24 protein-coding genes are annotated in these 25,469 nt (G+C 48.4%); all 24 read right to left on the reverse strand.

Going from position 1 to position 25,469, the window contains the following annotated elements; genetic code table 11:
* The coding region (locus QD47_RS23640) for a hypothetical protein (RefSeq protein ID WP_044648429.1) at positions 1-597 on the reverse strand (597 nt) is incomplete at its 3' end.
* A 1-nt stretch (position 598) separates the two neighbouring features.
* Positions 599-1,864, reverse strand: a complete 1,266-nt coding sequence (locus QD47_RS23645; RefSeq protein ID WP_044648430.1) for a hypothetical protein — start codon at positions 1,862-1,864, stop codon at positions 599-601.
* Positions 1,865-1,954: 90 nt separating this feature from the next.
* On the reverse strand, positions 1,955-2,425 hold the full coding sequence (locus QD47_RS23650; RefSeq protein ID WP_044648431.1) for a hypothetical protein: 471 nt from the start codon (positions 2,423-2,425) through the stop codon (positions 1,955-1,957).
* Positions 2,422-2,910 (reverse strand): RNA polymerase sigma factor, encoded by a 489-nt coding sequence (locus QD47_RS23655; RefSeq protein ID WP_044648432.1) that lies wholly within the window; start codon positions 2,908-2,910, stop codon positions 2,422-2,424. The genes QD47_RS23650 and QD47_RS23655 overlap by 4 nt, the downstream gene beginning before the upstream one ends.
* Before the next feature lie 290 nt (positions 2,911-3,200).
* Positions 3,201-3,929, reverse strand: a complete 729-nt coding sequence (locus tag QD47_RS23660) for a DnaD domain-containing protein (protein ID WP_044648433.1) — start codon at positions 3,927-3,929, stop codon at positions 3,201-3,203.
* 3 nt (positions 3,930-3,932) lie between these two features.
* Complete coding sequence (gene asnS, locus QD47_RS23665; protein ID WP_044648434.1) at positions 3,933-5,228, reverse strand: asparagine--tRNA ligase; 1,296 nt, start codon at positions 5,226-5,228, stop codon at positions 3,933-3,935.
* Between the two features lie 135 nt (positions 5,229-5,363).
* Positions 5,364-6,560 carry an acetate/propionate family kinase gene (locus QD47_RS23670; protein WP_044648435.1) on the reverse strand — a complete coding sequence of 399 codons (1,197 nt, stop codon included), beginning with the start codon at positions 6,558-6,560 and terminating at the stop codon, positions 5,364-5,366.
* Positions 6,557-7,429, reverse strand: a complete 873-nt coding sequence (locus tag QD47_RS23675; protein WP_044648436.1) for a 3-hydroxyacyl-CoA dehydrogenase family protein — start codon at positions 7,427-7,429, stop codon at positions 6,557-6,559. Before QD47_RS23675 ends, QD47_RS23670 begins: the two co-directional genes overlap by 4 nt.
* Before the next feature lie 135 nt (positions 7,430-7,564).
* Positions 7,565-9,067, reverse strand: coding sequence for an AAA family ATPase (locus tag QD47_RS23680; protein ID WP_044648437.1), 1,503 nt, complete (start codon positions 9,065-9,067; stop codon positions 7,565-7,567).
* The gene (locus QD47_RS23685) at positions 9,060-9,593 is read right to left on the reverse strand and encodes a hypothetical protein (protein ID WP_044648438.1); all 534 of its coding nucleotides are present in this window, start codon (positions 9,591-9,593) and stop codon (positions 9,060-9,062) included. The genes QD47_RS23680 and QD47_RS23685 overlap by 8 nt, the downstream gene beginning before the upstream one ends.
* Before the next feature lie 628 nt (positions 9,594-10,221).
* Positions 10,222-11,004: a (S)-acetoin forming diacetyl reductase gene (locus QD47_RS23690; protein WP_044648439.1), complete on the reverse strand. Its 783-nt coding sequence runs from the start codon at positions 11,002-11,004 to the stop codon at positions 10,222-10,224.
* Between the two features lie 650 nt (positions 11,005-11,654).
* Positions 11,655-12,179 (reverse strand): cell wall elongation regulator TseB-like domain-containing protein, encoded by a 525-nt coding sequence (locus tag QD47_RS23695; RefSeq protein ID WP_044648440.1) that lies wholly within the window; start codon positions 12,177-12,179, stop codon positions 11,655-11,657.
* Positions 12,180-12,216: 37 nt separating this feature from the next.
* On the reverse strand, positions 12,217-13,518 hold the full coding sequence (locus tag QD47_RS23700) for an amidohydrolase (RefSeq protein ID WP_044648441.1): 1,302 nt from the start codon (positions 13,516-13,518) through the stop codon (positions 12,217-12,219).
* The gene (locus QD47_RS23705; protein ID WP_044648442.1) at positions 13,505-14,158 is read right to left on the reverse strand and encodes a redox-sensing transcriptional repressor Rex; all 654 of its coding nucleotides are present in this window, start codon (positions 14,156-14,158) and stop codon (positions 13,505-13,507) included. Before QD47_RS23705 ends, QD47_RS23700 begins: the two co-directional genes overlap by 14 nt.
* Positions 14,159-14,203: 45 nt before the next feature.
* Positions 14,204-17,071 carry an ATP-dependent DNA helicase DinG gene (gene dinG, locus QD47_RS23710; protein WP_044648443.1) on the reverse strand — a complete coding sequence of 956 codons (2,868 nt, stop codon included), beginning with the start codon at positions 17,069-17,071 and terminating at the stop codon, positions 14,204-14,206.
* 156 nt (positions 17,072-17,227) lie between these two features.
* Positions 17,228-17,860 carry a tetratricopeptide repeat protein gene (locus tag QD47_RS23715; protein WP_044648444.1) on the reverse strand — a complete coding sequence of 211 codons (633 nt, stop codon included), beginning with the start codon at positions 17,858-17,860 and terminating at the stop codon, positions 17,228-17,230.
* A gap of 82 nt (positions 17,861-17,942) precedes the next feature.
* Positions 17,943-18,326: an aspartate 1-decarboxylase gene (panD, locus tag QD47_RS23720; protein ID WP_007430795.1), complete on the reverse strand. Its 384-nt coding sequence runs from the start codon at positions 18,324-18,326 to the stop codon at positions 17,943-17,945.
* Positions 18,319-19,257, reverse strand: coding sequence for a pantoate--beta-alanine ligase (gene panC / locus QD47_RS23725; RefSeq protein WP_044648445.1), 939 nt, complete (start codon positions 19,255-19,257; stop codon positions 18,319-18,321). The genes panD and panC overlap by 8 nt, the downstream gene beginning before the upstream one ends.
* Complete coding sequence (panB, locus tag QD47_RS23730; RefSeq protein WP_044648446.1) at positions 19,254-20,168, reverse strand: 3-methyl-2-oxobutanoate hydroxymethyltransferase; 915 nt, start codon at positions 20,166-20,168, stop codon at positions 19,254-19,256. Before panB ends, panC begins: the two co-directional genes overlap by 4 nt.
* A gap of 461 nt (positions 20,169-20,629) precedes the next feature.
* Positions 20,630-21,610, reverse strand: coding sequence for a biotin--[acetyl-CoA-carboxylase] ligase (locus QD47_RS23735; RefSeq protein ID WP_044648447.1), 981 nt, complete (start codon positions 21,608-21,610; stop codon positions 20,630-20,632).
* Positions 21,603-22,928, reverse strand: a complete 1,326-nt coding sequence (locus QD47_RS23740) for a CCA tRNA nucleotidyltransferase (RefSeq protein ID WP_152643863.1) — start codon at positions 22,926-22,928, stop codon at positions 21,603-21,605. The genes QD47_RS23735 and QD47_RS23740 overlap by 8 nt, the downstream gene beginning before the upstream one ends.
* 86 nt (positions 22,929-23,014) lie before the next feature.
* Complete coding sequence (gene bshA, locus QD47_RS23745; RefSeq protein WP_044648448.1) at positions 23,015-24,178, reverse strand: N-acetyl-alpha-D-glucosaminyl L-malate synthase BshA; 1,164 nt, start codon at positions 24,176-24,178, stop codon at positions 23,015-23,017.
* A 130-nt stretch (positions 24,179-24,308) separates the two neighbouring features.
* The gene (gene bshB1 / locus QD47_RS23750; RefSeq protein WP_044648449.1) at positions 24,309-25,001 is read right to left on the reverse strand and encodes a bacillithiol biosynthesis deacetylase BshB1; all 693 of its coding nucleotides are present in this window, start codon (positions 24,999-25,001) and stop codon (positions 24,309-24,311) included.
* On the reverse strand, positions 24,998-25,435 hold the full coding sequence (gene mgsA, locus QD47_RS23755; RefSeq protein ID WP_044648450.1) for a methylglyoxal synthase: 438 nt from the start codon (positions 25,433-25,435) through the stop codon (positions 24,998-25,000). The genes bshB1 and mgsA overlap by 4 nt, the downstream gene beginning before the upstream one ends.
* Positions 25,436-25,469: the final 34 nt, after the last annotated feature.

A 25,469-nucleotide genomic window follows, 5' to 3' on the forward strand; every position in this document is an offset into this window, starting at 1 on the left:
GTTGCCTGTATAGACATAACTTCCGAACACATGCACCTCTGGTGAGGTGGTTGCGTCAATTTTGACCGCATAGGGATTTTCACCCTGCACGATCACCTTGGTCACTCCGACAGGCAGTTTTTCATGCCAATCAGGAAGGACCCTTGTTTCCTGAACCGAGCTCATCATATCCCTGACTTGCGAAGTAAGTCCCAGTGAACTGACCAAAGCAAATCCGATACAACAAAAAACCAGGACTGCTGTAATAAACATACTGAACAAATCATAACGGATGCGCTCACGTGTCCCTTTCCACGCCGTATACATTAAAATTTCGAGTCCCAGCAAAACAAAAACGACAGGCCACCACGTCAACGCCTGATCCAATATGCCCGCTCCCCAAAACTTGGAGGCAAACGTTACTCCTCCCAACAAGACCAGAAAAAGTCCCATCGACAGCCTTCCGACCTTCCAAACCCCTGCCGGGGCGTTTGGTGTTTTGGAGGAGCTGCTATTGTTGGTTGATGTACCCAATATACCTGTAGAGCCTCCTGTATCGCTATGAGGATGATGGACTCCCTTAAAGGGAGCCTCACTCTTTGAAAACTCAGTATCCATCCTATTGTTTCTCCTTTACCCGTTTAGATTTGGAATTACCGATCATCATCCAAATACCACCGCCAATCAACAATAAGGATACGATAATCGTCCGTAGATACATGTCAACCAAATTATAAATCTCTTCGTTCGGAAACAGACGATCCAGAGTAGGAACAAGTACGTTGATCAAGATGTAATAGGCACCCAGCAATAGCAACCCCAAACCTACCCAGCGGTGATATTGTGCAAACATACCGATCACAGGCTTGTCAATCAACGGTTCCCGTCCATAACGGCTTACTTGCTGCAATGCATCAAAAAAGCTGTAAAACCAGACCACCGGGATCAGGAACAAAAAAAGGGACAAATACAGTACATCCAGCATGTAAATGCCGCCTAAGAACAGAAGCATCAGCTGAAGACCACGTTTTTGCAGACCGATATACATATGTCCCGCCCCGGGAAATACCGATAGAATGGTAGCCAGCATTTTGCTACGCCGCCCCTCGACTCTTCCATGCTCCAGTTCTTCAAATAAAGTCCGATCCTGAAGGATTTCTCCCGCTTGTTTACGATGTACATGCTGCACCGCATCAAACATACAATACAGCCAAATGATTGGCAACACGCACGCAAACGCCATAAATCCCGATTCGTTTGTGATGCTGGAAATAAAAACGAGAATCGTTCCAAAGCCAAAGAAGGACATCAGGAAAGACAAACCACGCTGCATCAGCCCCAAATGAAGGTGTCCCAATCCTGGGATGAACGACAGCAATATGGTGAAAAAACGTTCATTGTCCGAGCCTTTTTGAAAAGTAGGCGAACCTGCCCATCCGTAGTGTCCCTGCGCATAATGATGATAACCTGCATCAAAATCCGCTCCTGCTCCTGGTATATCCGTATCTGCGTTCCGCGCTCCCTCCGGAGCCTCGCCCGCCAAGCCTTCATCTCCATAAGGCGCACCTTGGGGGTAAAAACCATATGGATTCGGGCCCGCATGAGGGGGATATGGAGCAGCGACTGCACGAGGATCATAACGCAACAAGCTAATAATGATATGCAGCATACTGAGCCCCCAAAAAAGAGCGGCAACAAACATACTGGCCAATAAAGGCATTTCGTCGCTTGAAACCACCGCAAAAAATATTCCTCCCGCCAGACATCCGAAAAACAAAATGGTGTATACAAACGCATTGGCTTTTCTGGTCCAGTAATAGTGTCCCACACCGGGAATGATGTTCAACAGAAATGCCAGAAGCTTGCTTCGTTCCGTATAAGGCACCGATACACTTCCTCTCTAATCTTGGGATTTTGATTAAATCCTCATCTGAAGGTTTGAATTAAACCTTTTTATCTGTCACTTTAATTTATTTTAGGGCTTTAATTTGTCCAGCCAGCTTGTCGTAGCCCGCATGACCTCTTCACTGTAAGAGACGCGTTCTTTCGGAGGAACCGGTTTACCACTGGTTTGCGGCATCATTTTGTCAAAAGCACCGCTAGACAGTAGAATTAGCGTCAAGCTTGCCGCAACTACGTAGTGAAATGCAGGCTTTTCAAACCAGCGGCGTTTATTGAGGGTAGCTTGACTTGCTTCTGCTTCCTTATCGGGAAGAGCAGCCATTACCTGATCTGTGAAGCGTTCCGTATCCATCCAGGCAAAACAATCTTCCAATGTCGACTCCAGCTGCTCCATTGCAACAAGATATAAGGCCAGCGCCTGCTCATCTTCCAGCAGAAGCTTTTCCAGCCGTTCAGATTCCTCTGTCGTGCAAGTTCCTGTAATATAAGCGTGCCAGTCATTCATCTGCCCTTCAGTCCACGGTTTATCATGTTGGTCAGTCATTGCCATTCCTCCTCCTTCCAGTGATTTCGAATCCACTGCCGTGCCCGGTAGAGTCTGGACTCTACTGTTTTTAAGGCTACTTGCGTCTCTTCTGCAATTTGATCGTAGGTTTTGCCCTGCATATAATAGTCTTGGATAATATCCCGATGCTGCTGGGGCAGCTGGGCGATTTTTTGCGATAGTTCCACATTTCGTTCCTCGCGGATCAGACGGATCAGCACATCCTCATCCCGGGAAGGGAGTTGAACGAGGGTTTCTGCCACATCTATCAGCTCTGCGGGCCGCCTGTCCTGTTTGCGCTTGATATCCAGCGCCTTGTGGAGCGCAATTCGGGTCAGCCACGTTTTAAAACCTTCGTTCCGGTACTGGGGGAGAGACTTATACACCTGAACGAACGCTTCCTGCGCGGCATCTTCCGCTTCTTTGCTATCATGCAGCACCGAATAGGCCACATGATACACATGCTTGCTATACAGCTCTACCATCTCACGGAACGCCTGCCGGTCACCAGACCGTATTCGTTCAATGATTCTCTCTATATCAATGACGCTCTCCCCCTTCCCAATACTATAGACGCCGGAGAATTTACTCCCCCCTGCATATTTCGAAAAAAATATTTAAAAAAGGACACACCCTCCTCACGGAGTAGCGTGTCCTCTATCGCTAAGCTGCTGTTTGCTCAACTATTGTACTTGTATTCATTTAACTTTTTAGTCACTTTAAGCAAGCATATAATGTAAACCTTGCTGCTACCTGAAAACCTCAGGCTTTCGCTTTAGCTGCGTCCGCCCCCACGGAAACGCTGAGCGTATTCCTTTGCATCCTGTGCATTACGGACACGGTTGCGGCTCCACTCCAGCAAAATGCGGTCAATATACCGGAAATGTACCTTCCCTGCAAACACCGCTTCCTTCAAGGCCAGCAAAATCAGCTCCTCAAGATACCGATCCTGATCCACCCAACTGGTGATCGTCTCGTATTCCATCGGTGACAATGGTCGGCCGAATTCCTTCTCGAAAATCGTGAACAAATTCCGTTCCTCCGAAGGCGGAGACTCCGATATCCCATTCAGCACATCCGGTTTTCCAGCAAACAAAATATCATCATCATCGCTTTGCTCCGTGCGCTCGGGTATCATACATTCCGCCAGCTTACGGTACAGCCCCGTTAGATTGTAGCGTTCAAATTGCACGGACGAGTTGCGGTCTTCCACAGTATCAATCCGCAGAAAACCCTCCTTCATCAGCTTGCTGAAATAGAGCCCGATTTCGTTCGCTGTACATCCGATACGGGCCTGCAATTGCTCCCAGGTTGGAAATTCATTACGTTCGGCTTGTTTAAAAGCAAGCAACTGCATAAGCAGAAGCATTTCGCCATCCGTCAGCCGAAGCGTCCGGTAATGCTTGAGCAGGGCGTAGGGAATCTGGACCATTCCGGCTTCCATAGCAAAGGCTACTCCCTCCGCCCACTCTGCCGCTGATGTCTTGTCGAATGATCCGGTCATCGGTTACGGATACAGACGATACAGCATACGTGGGAACGGAATCGTTTCACGCACATGATCGAGTCCACAAATCCATGCTACCGTACGCTCCAGTCCCAGTCCAAAGCCGGAATGCGGAACGGTGCCGTAGGTGCGCAGATCCATATACCATTGGTAAGCTTCACGCGCCAGGTTATGCTCGTTAAAACGCTCTTCCATCAAGGCCGGATCATCAATCCGTTGGGAACCCCCGATAATTTCGCCATAGCCTTCAGGAGCGATCATATCGGCGCACAGTACAACCTCCGGACGAGTTGGATCAGGCTTCATATAAAATGCCTTAATGTGAGTCGGCCAATGTGTAATGAACACTGGCTTGTTATATCTCTCAGCAATAGCCGTTTCATGCGGAGCGCCAAAGTCCTCGCCCCACGGGATATCGAATCCTTCACCTTGAAGGAAAGCAATCGCCTCATCATACGTAATGCGCGGGAATTCTCCCTGAATTTGCTCCAGCTTCGAAACATCGCGTTCGATCGTTTCAAGCTCTTTTGCACAATTTTTCAGCACTGATTGTACGATATGACTCACAAATTGCTCCTGTACGCGCAAAGATTCCTCATGATCTACAAAAGCCATCTCCGGCTCGATCATCCAGAACTCAATCAGGTGACGACGTGTTTTGGACTTTTCCGCACGGAACGTTGGACCAAACGAGTATACCTTGCCAAGCGCCATGGCAGCCGCTTCCATATACAACTGTCCGCTTTGTGTCAGATAAGCATCCTCGTCAAAATATTTGATATGGAACAGCTCAGTTGTGCCTTCTGCGGAAGAAGGAGTCAAAATCGGCGGGTCCACCTTTGTGAAGCCATTGCCGTTAAAAAATTCTTGTACCGCACGGATAATTTCCGCCCGTACGATCAGAACCGCGCGTTGCTTGGCGGAACGCAACCACAGGTGACGGTGATCCATCAGGAAATCTACACCGTGTTCTTTTGGCGTGATCGGGTAGTTTTCTGTCAAATGAATGATTTCAATGCCCGTTACCGTCAATTCAAAGCCAGATTGGCTACGCGGTTCTTCGCGCACAACTCCGGTAACATACAAAGAGCTTTCTTGTGTCAAGGATTTGGCATCATTCCAAATGTCCTCGGACACCTCGCTTTTCACGATAACCCCTTGAATATATCCGGTACCATCGCGCAGTTGCAGGAACTGGATTTTACCGCTAGATCGTTTATTATTTACCCAAGCGCCGATTGTAACCGTTTCCCCTACATGGCGGCCCACTAGGGCAATCGTACTTTTATTCGTCATGACCGTCTCTCTCCTCTTAACCGAAAATCAAACAGCCCTTCCCCCTGGGTCAGGCTGTTTGCTCTCGCTGTTTGGTACATACGGAACCTATTTAAGTGATAGCCCGTATGCATAAAGTTTAAACTTCGGGTCGAACTACTGAACCAGACGATACGTGTCGCGGGCAATAACCAGCTCTTCGTTCGTCGGAACGATCAATACATCAACCTTCGAATTTGCTGTTGTAATCCGGCGAGGCTCGCCAGAACGAATAGCGTTCAACGACTCATCCAGTTCGATACCGAGGAATGTCAGTTGCTCCAACACTCTCTTACGCAGAACGACGGAGTTTTCGCCTACACCTGCCGTGAATACGATCACGTCTACCCCATTCATTGCCGCGGCATACGAACCAATGTATTTGCGCAGACGGTATTCATACATTTCAAATGCCAATGTAGAATTAGCTTCGCCTTTTTCCATACCTTCCGTGATTTCACGCATATCACTGCTGATACCGGAGATAGCCAAAAGTCCACTGTGCTTGTTCAGCATCGAGTTGACTTCATTGACGGTCAATTCTTGTTTGTTCATCACATAAGGCACGATTGCCGGGTCCAAATCACCACTACGTGTCCCCATCATAAGTCCTTCCAGTGGAGTCATACCCATGGAAGTATCTACGGACAAACCGCCTTGAACCGCTGTTACACTACCGCCGTTACCGATATGACAAGTGATGATTTTCAACTCTTCCAAAGGACGACCGACGAATTTGGCAGCTTCCTTGCTTACATAATCATGGGAAGTACCGTGTGCACCGTAGCGACGAACCTTGTACTTATTGTACAACACTCTTGGAATGGCGTACATATAAGCTTTTTCAGGCATGGTTTGATGGAACGAGGTATCAAATACAACAACCTGCGGTACATCAGGCATATTCAATTCAGCCGCTTTAATACCCATCATAGAGGCCGGGTTATGCAATGGCGCAAGGTCGAACAAGCGGCGGATTTCACTCTTCGCTTCAGGCGTTACAACCGCTGACTGCTTGAAGATTTCGCCTCCATGAACAACGCGGTGTCCCACAGCCTCAATTTCGCTAGTGCTGGAGATTACACCATGTTCCGCATCTGTGAGTGCATTCAGCACTTTACGGATCGCTGTAGTATGCTCCAGAATTTCGCTAACCTCAGTGTATTCTTCTTTGTTAGTTGGCTTATGCGTCAGGATGGATGAATCCATACCGATGCGCTCGACCAATCCTTTTGCCAGAACGGACTCGTCCGACATATCATACAGCTGGTATTTCAGGGAAGAACTCCCTGCATTAATTACGAGAATTTTCATACCCGGTCACCATCCTTGTCGTACTTAAAGAAGCCTTCGCCTGATTTCACGCCCAGATTACCTGCACGCACCATTTTCTTCAGGACGATGGACGGACGATATTTCAATTCGCCGAATTCACGGAACATGCGCTCCAGAGCAGCCAAAACGGAATCCAGACCAAAGCGGTCAGCCATTTCCAAAGGACCGCTTTGGAAGCTGTAGCCGATTCGCATAGCATCGTCGATATCTTCAGCGGAAGCTACGCCCTCTTGGAGAACGTGAGCTGCTTCATTAATCAGCAGGCAAATGATACGGCTTGTTACAAAGCCCGGGGATTCATAAATCATAACCCCTTTTTTCTCCACTACTTCTTCAACAAACATTTTTGTGTTTTCAAACGTATCGTCCGAAGTTTTCAAGCCACGAATAATTTCCACAAGATCAATGCGGGATACTGGATAGATAAAGTGCATACCAATAACACGCTCAGGATACTTGGTCGAGCTGGCAAGCTCGGTCAGGCTCAGCGTGGATGTATTACTTGCAAGAATAATGTTGTTTGGACACACATAGTCCAGTTCTTGGAAAACAGCTTTCTTCTCGTCCAGATTTTCTGTAATGGTTTCAATGACCATGTCACAGCTTCCAAGCTCAGCCAAATGGGAAACTTTCTGGATGCGGGATAAAATCAATTTTTTCTCCGCTTGTGTGATTGCCCATTTTTCCAGTTGCTTGTCCAGACTCGTTTCAATCATATTGTAGGCGTAGTCTAGTTTCTCTGGTGTCTGCTCTACCAACAGCACATCAATTCCTTTGGACGCGAGCATTTCAGAAATACCCTGTCCCATGGTGCCGCCGCCGATGACGCCGATTTTTTTAAATTGCATGGTTCTTTACTCCACCCTTTCCTGGTCACTCTCTTATATTGTATCCTTCTTTGTCGAAAAATACATGTTTATGTCCCAATAGCTAATAATATCTTAGCACGGACTAAAAGTAAAAAAAATAACCAGCATAAAAAATTATGCTGGTAATAGAGCATTTTCACTAAATTGACATCTAAATTGATCCCCGGACAGGGTTTCTTCCTTCATAAGGATGTCAAGAGAGTTGTCGAACACTGGACGATGCTTTTCGAGCAGCTCCAAAGTACGGTTATGAAGGTCGTCCATAATCTCACCATTTTCGCGCATGAGCTCTTCTTTCGTTACCATTTCCATGTTAATAATGCCAAGTGAAGTCAAACCGGAAGTCATCATCGTATGAACAATGTTCAGCGCCTGCTCAAAATCGTTGCTAGAGCCTGTACTGCGACCGCCATAGTACATTTCTTCCGCCGTAGCTCCTGCGAGCGAGATCATGATCTGCTCCTCCAGGAACTGCTTGGTATACAAATAATGCTCTTGCTGTGGATTGTGCCGCACATAGCCGAGCGCTTTCCCACGCGGGCTGAGCGCTACCTGGCTGACACTGCCCGGACGAACGATTTCAGCCATAATAGCATGTCCCAGTTCATGAATCGCTACACGTTTTTTCTCTTCCAACGTTGATTCACGATCCGTTTTCTCACCCATCATCACCTTGTCAATCGCCATCGACAGATGCTTTTGCGCAATCGTTTCCTGTTCCTGTCTCATCGCATAGATTGCCGCTTCGTTCATGACACTTTCCAGCTGTGCACCGGAAAACCCGTAGGATTCCTCAGCAATTTTGTCCAGATTCGCCTCTTCCTGAATCGGTTTGTTTTTGGCATGGATTTTAAGAATATGAAGACGGCCCTTCTTATCAGGCAAGTCCACTTGAATATGACGGTCAAAACGCCCCGGACGCGTTAAGGCGCTGTCCAGCATTTCTTTACGGTTTGTAGCCGCAATGATCAAAATGCGCGGAGTATCTGCTGAATAGATGCCATCCATTTCAGTCAGCAACTGATTCAAGGTTTGGTCATATTCACGTTGCTGTCCACCCTCACGCTTGCCGCCAATCACGTCGATCTCGTCAATAAAAATAATAGCATTTTCCTTCTTTTCCTTGGCTGCACGAGTGCGGGCCTCCCGAAACAGCTCGCGGACACGGCCTGCACCAACACCTACGTACATTTCAACAAACTCACTGCCTGAAGAGGCAACAAATATAGAATTGGTATAGTGCGCAGCTGCCTTCGCCATCAGTGTTTTCCCGGTTCCCGGAGGGCCTGTAAGCAAAACACCTTTTAATGGACGAATGCCAAACTTGGAAATTTCATCATGCCGATTCAAAAAATCCAGCGCTTCACGCAGCTCCTGCTTGGCGCTTTCTTGCCCGCCGATTTCCTCAAAAGTCAGCTTGTCCGGGCCATTCTTTTTACGTTTACGTTCTTGCCCGGCCCCTACAGCCAAGCCTCCACGTGCATGCATGAGCATTAACAAGCCGCTGAGCATCAAACCTGCGATAAGAAAAGGGATAATATTCACCCCGATAAAAATGAGAAATATAATGGTCACCGGCACAATGCCGATTAGTGCTTCCTTGATCCATCTAGGCATTAGGCCATACCCCCATTTGCTGAGATTGACGTGGCAAAACGATAAACTTGGTCGCTTTGCCTTCGCTGAGTCGGATATAGACGTTGTTTGAATCCATATCGGTATCGGCCTCGATACCGGTTTTTTTCTTTTTCATCTGCTCGACGGTAGATGAAATTTGGGTGTATTTTTTATTTTCCATCGCTTCCGCTACCGGAAACATGGCCTCAGACCACCACTGGTTCAACGCTGGATTGGAATGATCCGCAATTTCCAGCTTAACTGTACGGCTGCCAATGATGGACTGTCCTTTTTGCTTAACTACATTGACCAATCCGGCGACATCTGCCTGCGGTTTGAGATCCAGATTCAAAACAACCTGATCCGGTTTAATATCTATTTGAGCGCTTGTGACGCCGGGATATTGGGAAACCAGTTTTTCCAGAGGACTCTGCATTGTAAACTGACGGTAAATAAACCATCCTCCAAACAACAGCGATGCTGCCAGAACCGCCGCAACAACGATAGGAACTGCACGTAATTTCAAATAACATCCTCCTCTCAAAATGTAAAACACAGAAGAAACGGGACGAATGTCAACACATAAACCAGACTGCATGATCTACAGTGATCAGCAGGTCTTTTTCTATCATTTTTGTCTATCACTTATAAATTATAGTATATCATAACGTATATCTAATATCGAAGGCAATGTGTGGGGGAGTTGTGGTTGGGCAAAATCATTGGTTATGGCTGTAATGTGTGACGCTGCGTGTAGGATTTGATCTTACGATCGCTGTTGCCATGGGATTCTTTTGATTAAATAAAACATTTAACGGTTAGAATCCCATGACAAGTATATGCTTCTGAAGCGAGCTTTCTTTCAGAAAGCTTTCAGGCGAACGCTATCGCTTCTCCAGATTCAAATCCTCCACTCCGCTACTGCACAGCCATAAAGAATATTTCGCCTTGTGAGGAAAGTTGGGTAGGTAAATATGCTTCGCTTGCTTGCAGCCAAGCTTAGCTTGAGGTGATAATAAAAATACGTAAATACGATTTTATCGTATTTACGTATTTTTTTGTTTGCTATTTACTTTTTTATGTGTAAACATACTGCAATGCTAACTTTACACTGTGTATAAAGAGGATTGATTATTGCCTTATAGCAGAATCTTTTAAAGGAACATCATCCCGCCGTCGATCAGAGGGGATTGTCCTGTCATGTAATCGGAATCGGGGCCTGCCAGGAAGGATACAAAGGCAGATACGTCTTCCGGTGTAGAAAGACGGCCCAGGGCAATTTTACTGCCGAATTCCTTGGTCGCATCCCCTGTAGCTTCGCCTTTGGATGCCGTAATTTCTTTATCAATGCCGCTCCACATTGGTGTTTGTACAATGCCAGGGCAGTAGGCGTTTGCTGTAATACCATATTGGGCATATTCCTGAGCGGCGGTTTGTGTTAGGGCACGAACTGCAAATTTGGTAGCGGAGTAAATGCCCAAATTGGCATTACCAACATGGCCTGCCTGAGAAGAGGCATTGATGATTTTACCACCATGGCCCAGTTCCTTGAACTTGGCGGCTGCCGCCTGAATGCCCCAAAGTACACTGGTCACATTGATATGAAACAGCTTGTCAAAATCAGCCAGCGTAACATCTTCCAACAGCTTGGCAGGAGCAATCCCCGCATTATTTACAATGACATCAAAGCCACCGAGTTTTTCAGATGCTTCCTTCACAGCCGCAAAAACCTGATCCCGGTTGGAAACATCGACTTTAAGCGCAAGCGAGCGCCCTCCTGCCTTTGTAATCTCACCAGCAACACTTTGGGCCGTTTCTTCATTCAAATCCACGACTGTCACTGCGAAGCCATCTTGACTGAGGCGTAAAGCAATAGCCCGTCCAATCCCTTGACCCCCACCCGTTACTAATGCAACTTTCCCATTCACTTTACCCATGTTCATGAATCTCCTTTTTGTATAAGTAGTCATGATAACATAGCCACAAAATTATGGGTTACGTTAGTCTGCACCTATAATTAAACCATTTTAAGGAAAAAATTATTATGATCTATGTAATAGACTTCATATTTAACCTGTTTAAGGGAACTACAAAAGATATTATAATAAATAAGTTCTTACCAAACAAAAAAAACCAAAAGACGTAAATACGATAAATATCGCTTTTACGTCTTTTTGTCTTCAATGTTTCCAACCTACACATTCTTTTATAAAACATATCTTCTAAAGTCACATAGCTTTTTTAAGTAAAAAGCGATTTTCCAATTTTCACAGATTGGTTTAGTGTAAAACCCAAAATGGAGACAAGCGCAGCGGCGTCCGTGCCCCCTACCCCCAACTCCCATAAAAAGAGTGGTGCTTGGAGTGACTCCATGGCGGTCAGCCAGCGGAGTGGGCCATTTGAATCTGAAAAAGCGAAGCGTTCGCCTGAAAGCTTTCTGAAAGAAAGCTTGCTTCGGAAGCATATGCTTGCCGACGGATTTTCCCCATAAGAATCTAATCGAAAAAAATCCGGCGGCAACAGCGATCGTAAGATCAAATGGACCACGCAGCGCTCTCACACCGCCACTATCCACGCTTCACCCAGCTCAATTATTAGGCAAAGTATACTTTACCCCCATTGATCCCCCATCCGAGAAGCGATAAAAGGTATAGTAATGATGACTGCCGTCATCGTAAAACAACTGCCATACATATTGACCTTTAAACACACTCGGCTCAAGCCTTACAATATCTATACCCGGAAGCTGCTGCTGGATCATGGCTGTCATTTTTTGCTCGTCGACTCCGTTTTTAAGTAGCTCGGTATGAACACCACTATTATCTGCCACAGGCACATTAGGTTGACCCTCCACTTTTTGAAAAGGGACCCACACCATAATATTTTCATTCTGAGCATTTTTCCCTTGAACCACCCAGTATACCTGATCCCACACCGACTTCCACGTCTGAGTCGTGGTAACCAGACCACCCGATTGCTTGGCCTTTACGATAGCGGCATTTCTCTCAGTCACCTGGTCTTGAGTAACATAAGAATAATACCAGAAAATGCTGACCAGGATCAGTATGACAGCCAGAATGGCGACCACTATCCATTTTTTCTTATTTTTCAAACCTGTGCTTCCTCTCTAAGGGGATGTGACACCTGAATTAGCGCGACAGCAGCCCTTCAAAGGCGGCTTGTGCCTCATGCTTGATACGTTCCTCATCCATAGTCAGGCACTCACCGTTTTTCACAACCTGACGACCGTCTACCCATACATGGGCTACGTCTTTGGCGCTTGCAGAGTATACGGCATGAGAAATGAGATCCGTATGCGGCAAGAAATGAGCCTGATTGAGATCAAGCGCGATAAAGTCAGCCTTGTTGCCTGCTGCCAGCGCCCCTACCTCATTCAAGCCAATCGACTTCGCTCCGTACTCCGTTCCCAGACGCAACGCCTCACCCGCAGGAACTGCGGTTGGGTCGCCAGATACTCCCTTGTGAATGAGTGCAGCCAGACGCATTTCCTCAAACATATCCAGGTTATTGTTACTGGCGGGACCGTCTGTTCCGAGAGAGACAGTAACGCCTGCACGGAGCAGATCAGGCACTCTTGCCACACCGCTCGCCAGCTTCAAGTTGCTGCCCGGATTATGCGAAACCGCTACACCGCGTTCAGCCAGCAAAGCTATTTCTTCGTCATTCAAATGAACAGCATGGGCAACAAGCGATGGACGGGAGAAAAAGCCGAGCTTATCCAAATGCGCAACCGGGCGCAAGCCGTAGTCGCGTACGTTTTGCTCTACTTCGGCAATGGTTTCGGACATATGCGTATGCAACGGTAAGTCCAGATCATGCGCAGCCTGCACGAATTTTTCGATAAACGCAGGCGGACACGTATACGGCGCATGTGGAGACATCATAGTCGTAATGCGACCGTCTGCTTTTCCATGCCAATTACGCGCAAAATTCACAGCCTCAGCCAGCTTGATCCGCTGCTCTTCCTCCGAACATAATCCAATCGCTCCACGCATCAGACTGGCACGGATGCCGGACTCTTCAGCTACACGAGCCACCTCGTCCATATGATCATACATGTCCAAAAAGGTGGTTGTACCGCCTTTCAGCATTTCCAGCACGGACAAGGACGTACCCCAGTACACATCCGTAGACGTAAACTTGGCTTCCATCGGCCACATTTTTTCCTGAAGCCATACTTGAAGAGCCAGATCGTCCCCATACCCGCGCAGCAGAGACATCGCCGCATGACCATGTGTATTAATCAGGCCAGGTAAAAACAGCAGCCCGTTACCATCAATCGCTTCCGTCTTTTCCTCACCCGCTGGCAAAGTCTCGCCAATATAGGTAATGCGGCTGTCCTCCACGATCATATAGCCGTGGATTACCCCCGCTTCCGGTCTGTTCACGGCAAAAGAGCCGTTTTTAATCATCCATTTATTCGCCGTCATGTTGCATATCTTCCTTTCCGTCTTCCAAATAATAAGCGAGGCTTAACAAATCTGTTGTAAAATCTGTGGCATGTATTCGAATATTTGCTGGTGCCTTGAGAGTGGTCGGCGCAAAGTTCAAAATCGCTCCAATCCCGCTATTTATGAGCCTGTCAGCCACGTTCTGCGCTTCAAAATCCGGTACGGTAATAATCCCAATCCGAATGTTTTGTTCCTTCACGGTCGCTTCCAGTTCATCCATTGGCTGTACGACCAGCGTATTGATCTTGGTTCCAACCTTATCTGGCACAGCATCAAATACTGCTACAATTTTCATATTGTCTTTTAAATAAGCATTATAATTCGAAAGGGCTTGCCCCAGATTACCTGCTCCGACCAATACCACATTAATTTGCTGGTCGATTTTCAGGATATGGCGTATTTTCTCGATAAGATAAGTAACATCATAGCCGATACCCTTACGGCCAAAATCTCCAAAATACGCGAGATCCTTACGAATTTGAGCCGGATTCAAATCCAGTCTTTGTCCTAACTCCTGGGAAGAGACCGTAGCCACCTCCCGTTTGTGCAGTGCATTCAGATAACGTAAATATACGGGTAACCTCCGTACGACAGCCTCTGAAATTTTATCTGATTTCATACATGCTCCCCCTAATTGTAACGGACATGTTTAGATGTCCGTCCGTTATGCCTCTGTCTCCGGGGCGGATTGGAGCCACTCGGCGATACGGGGCACCATTTGCTCCGTCGGCATATGCTCCATTTTTGGTCCCGGTAACGAGTACAAAAAGTGCTTCCCGTAATAGGATTCAATCACACGCGTATCGTAAACGATAACAACCCCATGGTCGCTCGCGGTACGTACTAGACGTCCAAATCCCTGTTTGAAGCGAATGACAGCCTGTGGAACAGACAGCTTCATAAAAGGATTTTTCTTCTGCTGCTGGAGTAGCTCACTTTTAGCCTCCAGCAACGGGTGATTGGGCGGTTGGAACGGCAAGCGGACGATAGCCAGACACGTCAGCGCCTTGCCCGGAATATCGACGCCTTCCCAAAAGCTGCTGGTTCCTAGCAACACAGAAGCTTTGGCTTCCTGAAAACGTCGGGTCAGCTTGCTGCGGCTCCCACTGTCCACGCCCTGCCCCAGCACGGTGATGTCGCTGGATGCTAACGCCTCCTTAAGCGGCTCATACACCTGCCGGAGCATGCGATAGGAGGTAAAGAGAACGAGCATTCTCCCCCGCGTCGCTTGGGCAGTCGCACCTAGCGAGCTGACGAGCATATCTACAAAATGCTCATCTCCTACACTGCCCTTCACGCTCGGGAAATCCCTTGGAATGACTAGCAACACCTGATCCCTGTAGTTAAAGGGTGACGGGAGCTGCGTAGTCATCAGCCGCCCTTGATCTGCGGCCTCCTGCAAGCCGAGCTGATCGGTCATGTACTGAAACGACTTATCCACCGACAAGGTAGCAGATGTCAGAATAATGCTCCTTTTTTTGTCAAAAAACATTTCTTTCAGCTGGCGGCTCACATCGACGGGCACCGCATAAAATTGTAGCGACTTGCTGCGGAATTGCCCGCTCGCTTCGAGCCAGTATACGGTCGTCTCATCATCCATCCGCATGAAAAAGCGCAAGCTTTCCCTAATGCCTGCCAAATCCTTAAGCAGCCCCGTAATATCTGTAATGAGGCTGTCAGCAGCATAATCGTCATGTTCTTCTTTCACGTCGAGCATCAGCTTGTCGCCCTTGCGCAAAATTTCGCTCAACGTTACATAAACCTGATTTTCCAGCGCAGCAGCCTGATCCCACTTGGCAGGCTTGGCCGACGGCTTGAGACGGGAAGAAAACTGCCCTGTTTCGCCCGGTGTCGCATCACTTCGCTCCGGCAGCATACCAAACAGCTTGTCGCTCAGCAGATCCCAAGTCTCCTTGACCTCCAGCACGAGCGGATACATCTGGTCGATGGTAGAAGCCCAATCCGTCGATTTCTCATGCCCCGACTTTGCCAACTGCTGACGCAACGAAGGCAATTGTCCGTTCTTGCTGTCCTTGAACAACCGGGTCAGCGTATGCACGAGTGTGAAATATTTCATATGCATTCCCAGGTGCTTACCAGCGACTTCCTCCAGATGATGCGCTTCATCAATGACCAGATGCTCATAACTCGGCAACAGCTGATGACTCGCTTTTACGTCCGTGAACAGCTTGGAATGATTCGTAATGACCACATCGGCTATTCCCGCCTCGTGGCGCGCACGATGATAAAAGCATTTGCGGAACCATGGACAAGAACGCCCAAGACAGGACTCCGAATCACTGGCCACCGTTTCCCAAAAATCTCCGCCACGATTACTCAGATTCAGTTCTTCATCATCGCCGGTTTCCGTCAACGTCAGCCAGACGATCATCTGGGCGGCTGTAATTAAATCTTCCTTCGGCGTTGCGAAGTCTCTTCTGTTTATTTTATGTTCAAACTTACGCAGACACAAATAATGTCCCCGGCCTTTAAAAATGGCAGCCCGGAACGGGAACGGGATCACCTTGGTCAGCATCGGAATATCACGTTCGCGTAATTGCTCCTGTAGGTTGATCGTATGCGTACTTACCATGACTCGCTGTCCATTTTTCACACTGTGATATAGCGAAGGGAGCAAATAACCGAGGGACTTGCCTGTCCCCGTACCCGCCTCGATCAACAGGTGCTTGTCCTCACTCAGCGCCTGATTGACACCCTCAATCATTTGCGTCTGCGCTTCGCGTTCCTCATATTGGCTTAAGGATGAACGTAAATTGTCTCGCACATCATCCATGTATTCCTCAAAGGAAACACCTGCCAGCGGATTGGGGTCATCCTCTCTGCGCGGGGCAGCTAGCTCAGTCCAATCCTCCACCTTCAGTGCAAGCTGACGAAAAAACTGATGACCCTCTAAATCCTGAATAGGATCATGCTCTTTGTTTTCACGCACCCCGTCCAAAAACCATCCGAGGTCACTGTCTTCCTCTGCGAACAAATCACTGAGCCGCTGTATCGTAATCAAAGGCAGCGCGTGAAGCTCATCCAGACATTTTAAAAACACCTCAGCCGTAGCCAACGCGTCGCTGTCTGCTTGATGAGGTCGGTCATGCGTCAGCCCGAACTCAGAAGAAACAAAACCCAACTGATAGGAAGATAGCGATGGAAACATGATTTTCAGAAAATCCATCGTATCCAAAATTCTGCCGGTAAACGGCAAGTACCCGCACCGATCCAAAGCGTTTTGCAAAAAATTAAAATCAAACGCCACATTATGACCGACCAGCACGACATCGTCCAGCATTGGCACAAGCTCCATCATCATCTCTTCGAGCGCAGGAGCATCCTTGACGTCATCGTCTGTAATCCCGGTCAACCCGGTAATAAAAGGCGGAATGGGTCTGCCAGGGTTCACATAAGAACCGTAAACACGGGAAATGCTGTTATCATGATCTATAATTGCAAGTCCGACTTGAATGATGTCATCCGCGGACTGGGTGCCTGTCGTTTCAAAATCCAATACCGCAAATTTCATTCAACTTAATCCTTTCTTTTGACACATACAAAAATAATAACTCTGTATAACAGCATAGCAGAAGATCGCCTGTTTGGAAATTAAGACAGCCAAAAAAGACGATGCACACACCGCCTGGGAAGGTGGGCATGCCTCGTCTCGATCGGTGTCTGACAACTACAGCCAGGTCATCATGGAGCTGTCGTACCGAAGCATTTCGGCACCGGACAAGCAGGCTTCCATATTGTGCAGCGGCTCGGGCAACGCAGGATCGAACTGATGCGCGAGAGCAAAACATTTTTGCGCCTCCTCTACATCAGCCTGCTTCGCCATAAGACAGCCCAAAGCATTATAGATGACCGCTTTCAGCCCGGACTGCTCTGTCAGGTGCAGCACCTTCTGAAAATGGATCACAGCCTCCGCTGTATCCTCCAGTTGAAAATACGCCATCCCCATATACATACGGCTCTGCCAGCTGCTCGGAAAATGCTGTAGTACCTGTTCAAACTGACGGATGGCCTCAGGATACATGAGCAATCGGTAATAACCTTGACCCCGAGTAAAGGCTGGCAGCTCCTTTTCAGGCAGCTCAGCGTCAGACATACCGGGCTCTGCGGAAAAACCAGCAGCCCGCAGGCGAACCATTTTTTCTTCAAAGGCCAGCCATTCATCCATAATTCCGTCACTCATTCTCCGCAGCAAACTCCAGTGCTGTAGCAACTCCTGCCTGCGGGAGCCCTGGGCTGATGGGTAATGCTTCACGATATCATCTAACATGCTGTTCATTTCTGCAAATACATGCTGGAACATGTGCATCCCGCCCTTACGAAAGATGGATTAATACACTCACATTTTTCGCTTAAAGGACGGGTTTCATCCGTACTCCCATTCATTACATGATCGTGGCGTGTACTTCCTTGTTGGCCGTTTGGGCTGGTTTATTATGTTCATCGACGAATACAACGGTCGGTTTGTATGTTTTGGCCTCTTCATTCGACATGGAAGCGTAGGAAATAATAATGACCGTATCCCCAGGCTGCACCAAACGCGCTGCTGCGCCGTTGAGACAAATCACGCCGCTACCACGCGGTCCGGGGATAACGTAAGTTTCCAGCCGGGCTCCATTGTTATTGTTCACAATTTGAACCTTTTCATTCTCCAGCAGATCAGAGGTCTCCATCAAATCCTCATCAATGGTAATACTACCCACATAGTTAAGGTTGGCTTCAGTAACCGTCGCCCGGTGAATTTTGGATTTCATCATCGTTCTAAACATGGGAAAGCACCTCCGCCTTCTGTATTCTCATATTGTCAATTAGCCGGGTGTTCCCAAACTTTACAGCCAGCGCTACAATGATGTCTTCTTCAACATCGCTTAGCCGCTGCTTGGGAGGAAGGGGCTCCAGACCGGGAAAGGTTAAGATTTCAATGTAGTCAATGTCTGCCAGAGGTGAAGAAGTAATGGTGGACTCCACCATTTGGTATAACTGAAGGATCGTAAGCGTGTTCTGCACAACATCTTCGCTCACTTCACGCACCTTACGCAGTGAATGTGACAGTACCAACGCCTGCTCCCGCTGTTCCGCGCTTAAATACACATTACGCGAGCTGAGGGCCAAACCGTCGGCCTCTCTGACGATGGGGCAAGGAACGATAGTGACATTCATATTGAGGTCGGTCACCATCTGCTGGAGCACCGCTACCTGCTGCGCGTCCTTCATGCCGAAGAAGGCCAGATCAGGACCTACCATATTAAAAAGCTTGGCAACCACGGTGGTCACACCGTCAAAATGCCCTGGACGTGAAGCACCACATAACCGATCCGTTAAAGAGGATACGCGAATTTTCGTACGGGTTGGCTGCGGATACATTTCTGCTACAGTTGGCAAAAATACGATATCCACACCTTCACGCCGCGCCACCTCTAAATCACGCTCTTCATCGCGGGGGTAGCTGTCGAGATCTTCATTAGGCCCGAATTGAATCGGGTTTACAAAAATGCTGAGTACCACCGTATCTGCCATTTCACGCGCTTTGTGCATTAGACTCGCATGGCCTTCATGCAAATACCCCATCGTCGGCACAAAGCCGACTGTATGTTGCTGTGTAGTAGCAGAACCGTATTCCGCTTTTTCTCCGTTTGCACCAAGCTGTCGACGTTCAGCAACTGCCTGTCGAAGCTGAGCCACTTCTCTTACGATAATCATGACCGAGATTCCACCTTTTCCTTAGCCTGTTCCTCTTGTTCCTGCACCTTTGCCTGCTCTTTCTTGTGTCCGTAGAGAGCCTCTACAACGCTGTCGTCGGCGCTGAACACATGCTCTTTAGCCGGGAAGGCTCGTCCCTTCACATCACTCACATACTGCTCAATGCTGCTACGAATCAAGCCGCCGACATCGGCATAGGTTTTGACAAACCGTTTACTGTAATAAGGGGCAGCATATTGAATCAGATCGTGATAAACAAGCACCTGACCGTCACATCCGCGCCCTGCACCAATTCCGATGGTCGGAATGGATAGTTCTTTGGAAATAGCCGTTGCCACTTCCTCAGTCACCAGCTCCAGCACGATGCCAAAGGCCCCCGCCTGCTCCAGCGCCTTGGCGTCTGCCATCAGCCGCCGTGCGTCCGCTTCGTCCTTGCCTTGAATGCGGTAGCCGCCAAGCTGATTGACCGACTGCGGTGTAAGGCCGATATGACCCAGCACGGGTACACCTGCCTGAACAGTCGCTTTTACGACGTCGGCAATTTCTGCGCCGCCCTCCAATTTGACAGCATGCGCGTGTCCTTCCTGCATCAGACGGCGGATGCCCTGAAGGCTTTCCGATACGCTGCTGTGATATGTCATAAACGGCATATCCGCTACAATAAACGTATGCTCCGCTCCTCTGGCTACCGCTCGGGAATGATACACGATGTCATCCAGTGTTACGGGAATGGTCGAATCATAGCCGAGAACGACGTTGCCCAGCGAGTCGCCCACGAGAATCATGTCAATTCCCGCCTCTTCGGCTATTTTAGCCGAGGGATAATCATAGGCGGTCAGCATACTGAGCGGAATGCCCTCCTGCTTCATTTTTTTCATTTTCACAATATTCAGTGCTTGCTTGCCTGCCATGGTACATGGCTCCCTTCCATCTTTTTTTGGCACAAAAAATAACCTTTTATGAGCGCCTGTACAATTGCGTCATCAAAAGGTCCGAACAGCCAAAAAAGACACTCATTTTGAGATCGTCCCTTCTGTCTCGGTCCTGTTCGGCTCAGAGCAGAATCCAACGTAACCTTCAAATGAAGTTATGATGGTCTAACTTGCTTGCAATGGTGGAGCATGTGCCCCGGAGTGCAGCTCGGACCGTCCGATGCCGCCTCCTGCACAGTATAACAAAAAACATCCGCTTTTTCACGTGAAGTTTTGCATAAAAGCATTTTGCAACAATCCCAAGAGCGATTACAAATCAGCAATATATAGATCGAAACGGTTTAGTTCGTCTATCTATTGTACTTTCGATCGTTGGGAATCAAATGATGCAAAATGCTGATAGAAAAAGGAACAATTACAGTCGCTATTCACAGTTAAGGCTACACCTGCAATTGTATATCACCGGAAACGACCTGTATTCGCTCTCCTTGCTTCGTTTCAACCACTAGCGCACCGGAAGGGTCCAAGCCGACGGCTGTACCTTCCACCACACTCCCTTGTCCCGTATGTGCCCGCACGAAGCGATTCATCGTCACGGAAAGCGCCTCCCACAGCATAGCTACAGGCTTAAAGCCCTGATCCGCATATAACGCACATACTTGCTCCATCTCTTCCAGCACGGCAGCAATCAGTGCAGTACGATCGATTTCGCGACCAGCCTCTATTTTCAGGGATGTCCCCAACCGCGACAGCTCTTCCGGGTAATCCTCTGTATTTAAATTAACATCAATGCCGATACCTGCAATACAGTAGCGGACCCGTTGATCCTCTGTTGCAGATTCCAGCAGAATACCGCACACTTTGCGACCATGAACAAGCAGATCATTCGGCCACTTGATGCCAGCTTCCACACCCGTCAACCGACGAATGGCTCTGCATACCGCTACGCCTGTAAGCAGCGTTAACTGTGGAGTGAAGGCCAAGGGCTGGCTTGGTCGCAACACAATGCTCATCCAGATGCCTTTGCCCCGAGGTGAAAACCACTTTCGGCCCAAACGTCCCCGGCCCGCCGTCTGTTCCTCCGCCAGAACTACCGTCCCCTGCTGTGCACCCTCTTCTGCCAGACGCATCGCATCCTGCTGGGTAGAGACCGTCGAGTCCAGCACAACTATACGTTGTCCGAACGATTGGGTATTTAGCATATATGCCAGTTTAGAGACTTCCAGTCGATCGGGTCGGGACACAATCCGATAACCCCTACGCGAGGAAGCTTCAATGTTGTAGCCCAGCTCACGCAGTTTGTTGATCTGCTTCCATACGGCTGTACGGCTCACCGAGAGGCGGCGGCTGATTTCCTCCCCGGATACATAATCTGATGTATCTTCCTCCAGTATGCCTAACAGTCTTTCGTGATTATTCACTACTCATCACCCGTTTCGCTTCTTGAAGCAATGCTTCTGTTTCATTTGGAATATCTCCGCAGGCGGTAGCCAGCAAAAGTCGTTCCATCGTCTGACCCAGCCAAGGACCACCCGGTCGATTCATCGCCTGAACCAGTTCATTTCCTGTAATATTTAAATCTTTGATACGAACGACTGCGGTTTGCTTCGTCCACGCTTCTGCCAGTTCAGCCATTCTCGCTACATGCTTTTCTGCCTGTGGCGGTAATTTGCGGAACGAAGCAGGCAGTGTCTTGTAAAGCTCAAGCCAGTCTGACGAGGTATCCCGTCCCCATTTAATTAACAGTCGAATCCAAGTACGGCGTAGCGGCTCATCGTTGATTCCTTCACCTTCCACTGAAGTGGAGGAACTGTCTGCTATCCTAACAGCACTGTCCGTTAGCTCACGCTCCCATTCTAACAGATGTACCAGCCGCAAACGTACAGCGTTGGAGAAAGTCCATGCTCTTAACAGCTCGTCCGCTGCCTCTGAGGTAAGTCTGCAAGACAGCAACAGTAACCCCCACCGCAGTTCTTCCGGCAGTTGTACCATCCCGCTCAGCGCCTGTGCTTCACATTGTTCCCAGGGAACGGGAACCTTCGTACGCGCGAGCAAGCCGCTGCGACCCAGCATTTCCAGTCCACGCAACGGGTCCGGTCCTGCCAGCATCTTTTCCAGCTCAGCCCGCACGCGTTCCATCGCAATGTAACGAAGTCCCTCTTTACGACGGATCATGCCTTTCCATGTGTTGTAGGCTATACGGAACCGGAATACGGAGGCAAAACGAATGCAACGCAGCATTCGCAGCCCGTCCTCTTCGAAACGTTCCTCGGCTCGTCCCACACAACGAACAATAGCGGCGCGTAAATCGGCTTCCCCTCCGAACGGGTCCACCCTTTTCCCATGTTCATCCATTGCAATTGCGTTCATCGAGAAATCCCGCCGCATCAGATCTTCGCGGATATCCTTCACGAAAGCGACTTCTGTCGGACGGCGATGATCGGTATAACCGCTCTCTGTTCGAAAAGTGGTTACCTCGAACGGATGCCCACCCTGCATCACCGTAACCGTCCCATGCTGAATTCCAGTCGGAATGACATGGGGGAACAGTGCTATGACCTGTTCCGGTTCAGCCGATGTGGTCATATCCATATCATGAATAGTGCGTCCTAATAGTTCATCCCGCACACAACCGCCGACCCAGTAAGCCTCGTAGCCGGCTGTGGTTAGTGTATGAATGACTTCCTTTCCATGAATAGCCATTTCCGGGTCAGCATATTGCCATGTGTTTATTTTCACAGGGTTTCCCCCTTTGCTTATAAAGTTTTCAAAAGACTTATTATACAAATGACTTATCATAAAAAAACGGACGCGAGTCCGCCTTCTTAAACGCTGATCGGTTTAAGATCCGGCACCTCGCGTCCCAACACACGGTAATATATTTCTTCATATTGACGGGTAATCAGCGTATCACAGAATACGGTACGAGCCCGCACCAGACAGGCTTCACGAAAACGCTCTGCCATCGCTTCGTCCGATAACAGCTGCACCGCATATTCCGCCATCCTCTTGGTATTGCCGATTTCAGCAAGATAACCTGTACTCCCGTGAACAACCAGCTCAGGCACTCCTCCTGCCTCGGAACCAATCGTTGGTACTCCACAAGCCATCGCTTCCAGTGCAACCAGTCCAAAGCTTTCTTTTTCCGATGGAAGCAGCAGCACATCCGCCATAGAAATCACTTCAGCGATCTGATCCTGCTTGCCCAAAAAGAAAACCTTATCCTGCAAGCCCAAGCTTTCGATTTTGCAGCGAATTTTTGGAAGGTCGGGTCCTTCTCCAACCAGCAGCAGCTTTGCAGGTACTTTTCGTTGCACTCTTTCAAATATATCCAGCACGTCTCCCACTCTTTTGACCGGACGGAAGTTTGATATGTGCATCATAATCTTTTCATTAGGCTGGGCAAAATCTCTCCGTAGCGCAGCTGCATCCCGCGGATAATACACTCGTTTATCCACAAAATTGTAGGTCAAATCAATAGGGCGTGTAATCTCCAGCGCATCTATCGTCTCCCGAATCAAATCTTTCGAAACCGCTGTTACCGCGTCACTTTTGTTGATCGCTAGCCGGATTAGATCCTTCAACGATTCATCCTGCGCCAACACCGTAATGTCCGTGCCGTGAAGCGTGGTTACCACTTTGAGATGGTCGCCCACCATTTCTTTGGCCAAATAAGCACATACCGCATGCGGTACGGCATAGTGAACATGAAGTACATCCAAATTTTTCATTTGTGCGACCTGAGCCATTTTGGTGGCCAGCGATAGATCATAAGGCGGATATCTGAATACGTAATAGTCGTTAACCTCAACCTCATGATAAAAAATATTTTTTTGGAATTCCCCGCCTAATCTAAACGGAATACTGTTGGCAATAAAATGGACCTCATGCCCTTTTTCGGCAAGCAGCTTGCCCAGCTCTGTAGCTACTACGCCGGAACCGCCCAACGACGGATAGCAGGTAATTCCGATTTTCAATTTGTCATTCAAGTTAAGCTGCCTCCTTCCGTCCACCGGTGATGACTTTTCAATGTTAGTGCCACACCAATCAGTGCGCATATATAACCGCTACACGAACGGATTCTATTTATTGTTTATGTGTCTGGATTTTTATAATCCCTTATGTGAATAGCTTAACCAGATGAGGCGTTTTGGACGCAAAGCCCTCTGCATACGAAATCAGCTTACGCTGACCCAACAGCGAATCCCGGGCTTTTACACGCTCAACATACCCCTGGTTTAATGGCGTGGATACCGTGTTTTTACCCGGTGCAGCCTGAAATTGGGAAGCATAGCTTAGTAATGCCTGCTCCTTGGCTTCAACATGCTCCGTGATGTCCACAATCAGATCCGTTCTGCCGATATCATTAATGAAATAAAAATATAACTGCTCGACCAGTACCGCAGGCTGTTCCGACATAAATCGACGTAACTTGGCGTTAAACACCGCTTCTTCTACCAGCTTGCTGCACATGACATGATCCGGGTGTCGATCCTCCCAGTAGGGAGCAAATACGATTTTCGGCGCATGACGCCGAATTTCCGCGGTCACTGCGGCTACATTCTCAGGTGTCAAGTACAAACCTCGATCAGGCAGTCCCAGATTCGTCCGCCCAGCAAGGCCCAGCACTTTTGAAGCGTCCTCGGCTTCTGCCATGCGGGTATCTACATCGCCATTGGATGACATTTCCGCACGCGTCAAATCACATACGCCCACCTTTAAACCAGCGGCTGTATGCTTGGCAATCGTGCCTCCCATACCAATTTCAGCATCATCAGCATGAGCTCCAAAAATCAATATATCCAGTGTCATTTTATATCATCCTGCTGATCAATGCCCGGTTTATATTTATGTACCAGCTCACGCCAAGCAAAATCGCCCCGATCCAGCGCCTTGACCAATATTTCAGCAGTCGCAACATTGGTCGCCAAAGGAATACCCTGCACGTCACACAGACGCAGCAGTGCACTAATATCCGGCTCATGCGGCTGTGCCATTAGCGGATCACGCAGGAAGATAATCAGATCCATATCATTTTGCGCGACCATGGCCCCGATCTGCTGGTCACCTCCGAGCGGTCCTGACATATAACGGTGAATTTGAAGCTCCGTTTGCTCCATAATGCGCAGACCCGTTGTACCAGTTGAATACAATTGATGTCCTGTAAAAACATGCTCATACGCGGTTATAAAGTTAACCATTTCATCTTTTTTGCGGTCATGCGCTATAAATGCAATTTTGAACATTCCAAATTCCCCCTGCCTCATTCTATAATTCCGT

The sequence above is a fragment of the Paenibacillus terrae genome (genome assembly GCF_000943545.1).
Classification (GTDB): domain Bacteria; phylum Bacillota; class Bacilli; order Paenibacillales; family Paenibacillaceae; genus Paenibacillus; species Paenibacillus terrae_A.

Coding starts and splice junctions, on each gene's coding strand:
- QD47_RS23650 (WP_044648431.1), bottom strand. CDS start 2,425: ATGACTGACCAACATGATAAACCGTGGACTGAAGGGCAGATGAATGAC.
- QD47_RS23655 (WP_044648432.1), bottom strand. CDS start 2,910: ATGGTAGAGCTGTATAGCAAGCATGTGTATCATGTGGCCTATTCGGTG.
- QD47_RS23660 (WP_044648433.1), bottom strand. CDS start 3,929: ATGACCGGATCATTCGACAAGACATCAGCGGCAGAGTGGGCGGAGGGA.
- asnS (WP_044648434.1), bottom strand. CDS start 5,228: ATGACGAATAAAAGTACGATTGCCCTAGTGGGCCGCCATGTAGGGGAA.
- QD47_RS23670 (WP_044648435.1), bottom strand. CDS start 6,560: ATGAAAATTCTCGTAATTAATGCAGGGAGTTCTTCCCTGAAATACCAG.
- QD47_RS23675 (WP_044648436.1), bottom strand. CDS start 7,429: ATGCAATTTAAAAAAATCGGCGTCATCGGCGGCGGCACCATGGGACAG.
- QD47_RS23680 (WP_044648437.1), bottom strand. CDS start 9,067: ATGCCTAGATGGATCAAGGAAGCACTAATCGGCATTGTGCCGGTGACC.
- QD47_RS23690 (WP_044648439.1), bottom strand. CDS start 11,004: ATGGGTAAAGTGAATGGGAAAGTTGCATTAGTAACGGGTGGGGGTCAA.
- QD47_RS23700 (WP_044648441.1), bottom strand. CDS start 13,518: ATGACGGCGAATAAATGGATGATTAAAAACGGCTCTTTTGCCGTGAAC.
- QD47_RS23705 (WP_044648442.1), bottom strand. CDS start 14,158: ATGAAATCAGATAAAATTTCAGAGGCTGTCGTACGGAGGTTACCCGTA.
- dinG (WP_044648443.1), bottom strand. CDS start 17,071: ATGAAATTTGCGGTATTGGATTTTGAAACGACAGGCACCCAGTCCGCG.
- QD47_RS23715 (WP_044648444.1), bottom strand. CDS start 17,860: ATGTTCCAGCATGTATTTGCAGAAATGAACAGCATGTTAGATGATATC.
- panD (WP_007430795.1), bottom strand. CDS start 18,326: ATGTTTAGAACGATGATGAAATCCAAAATTCACCGGGCGACGGTTACT.
- panC (WP_044648445.1), bottom strand. CDS start 19,257: ATGATTATCGTAAGAGAAGTGGCTCAGCTTCGACAGGCAGTTGCTGAA.
- panB (WP_044648446.1), bottom strand. CDS start 20,168: ATGGCAGGCAAGCAAGCACTGAATATTGTGAAAATGAAAAAAATGAAG.
- bshB1 (WP_044648449.1), bottom strand. CDS start 25,001: ATGACACTGGATATATTGATTTTTGGAGCTCATGCTGATGATGCTGAA.
- mgsA (WP_044648450.1), bottom strand. CDS start 25,435: ATGTTCAAAATTGCATTTATAGCGCATGACCGCAAAAAAGATGAAATG.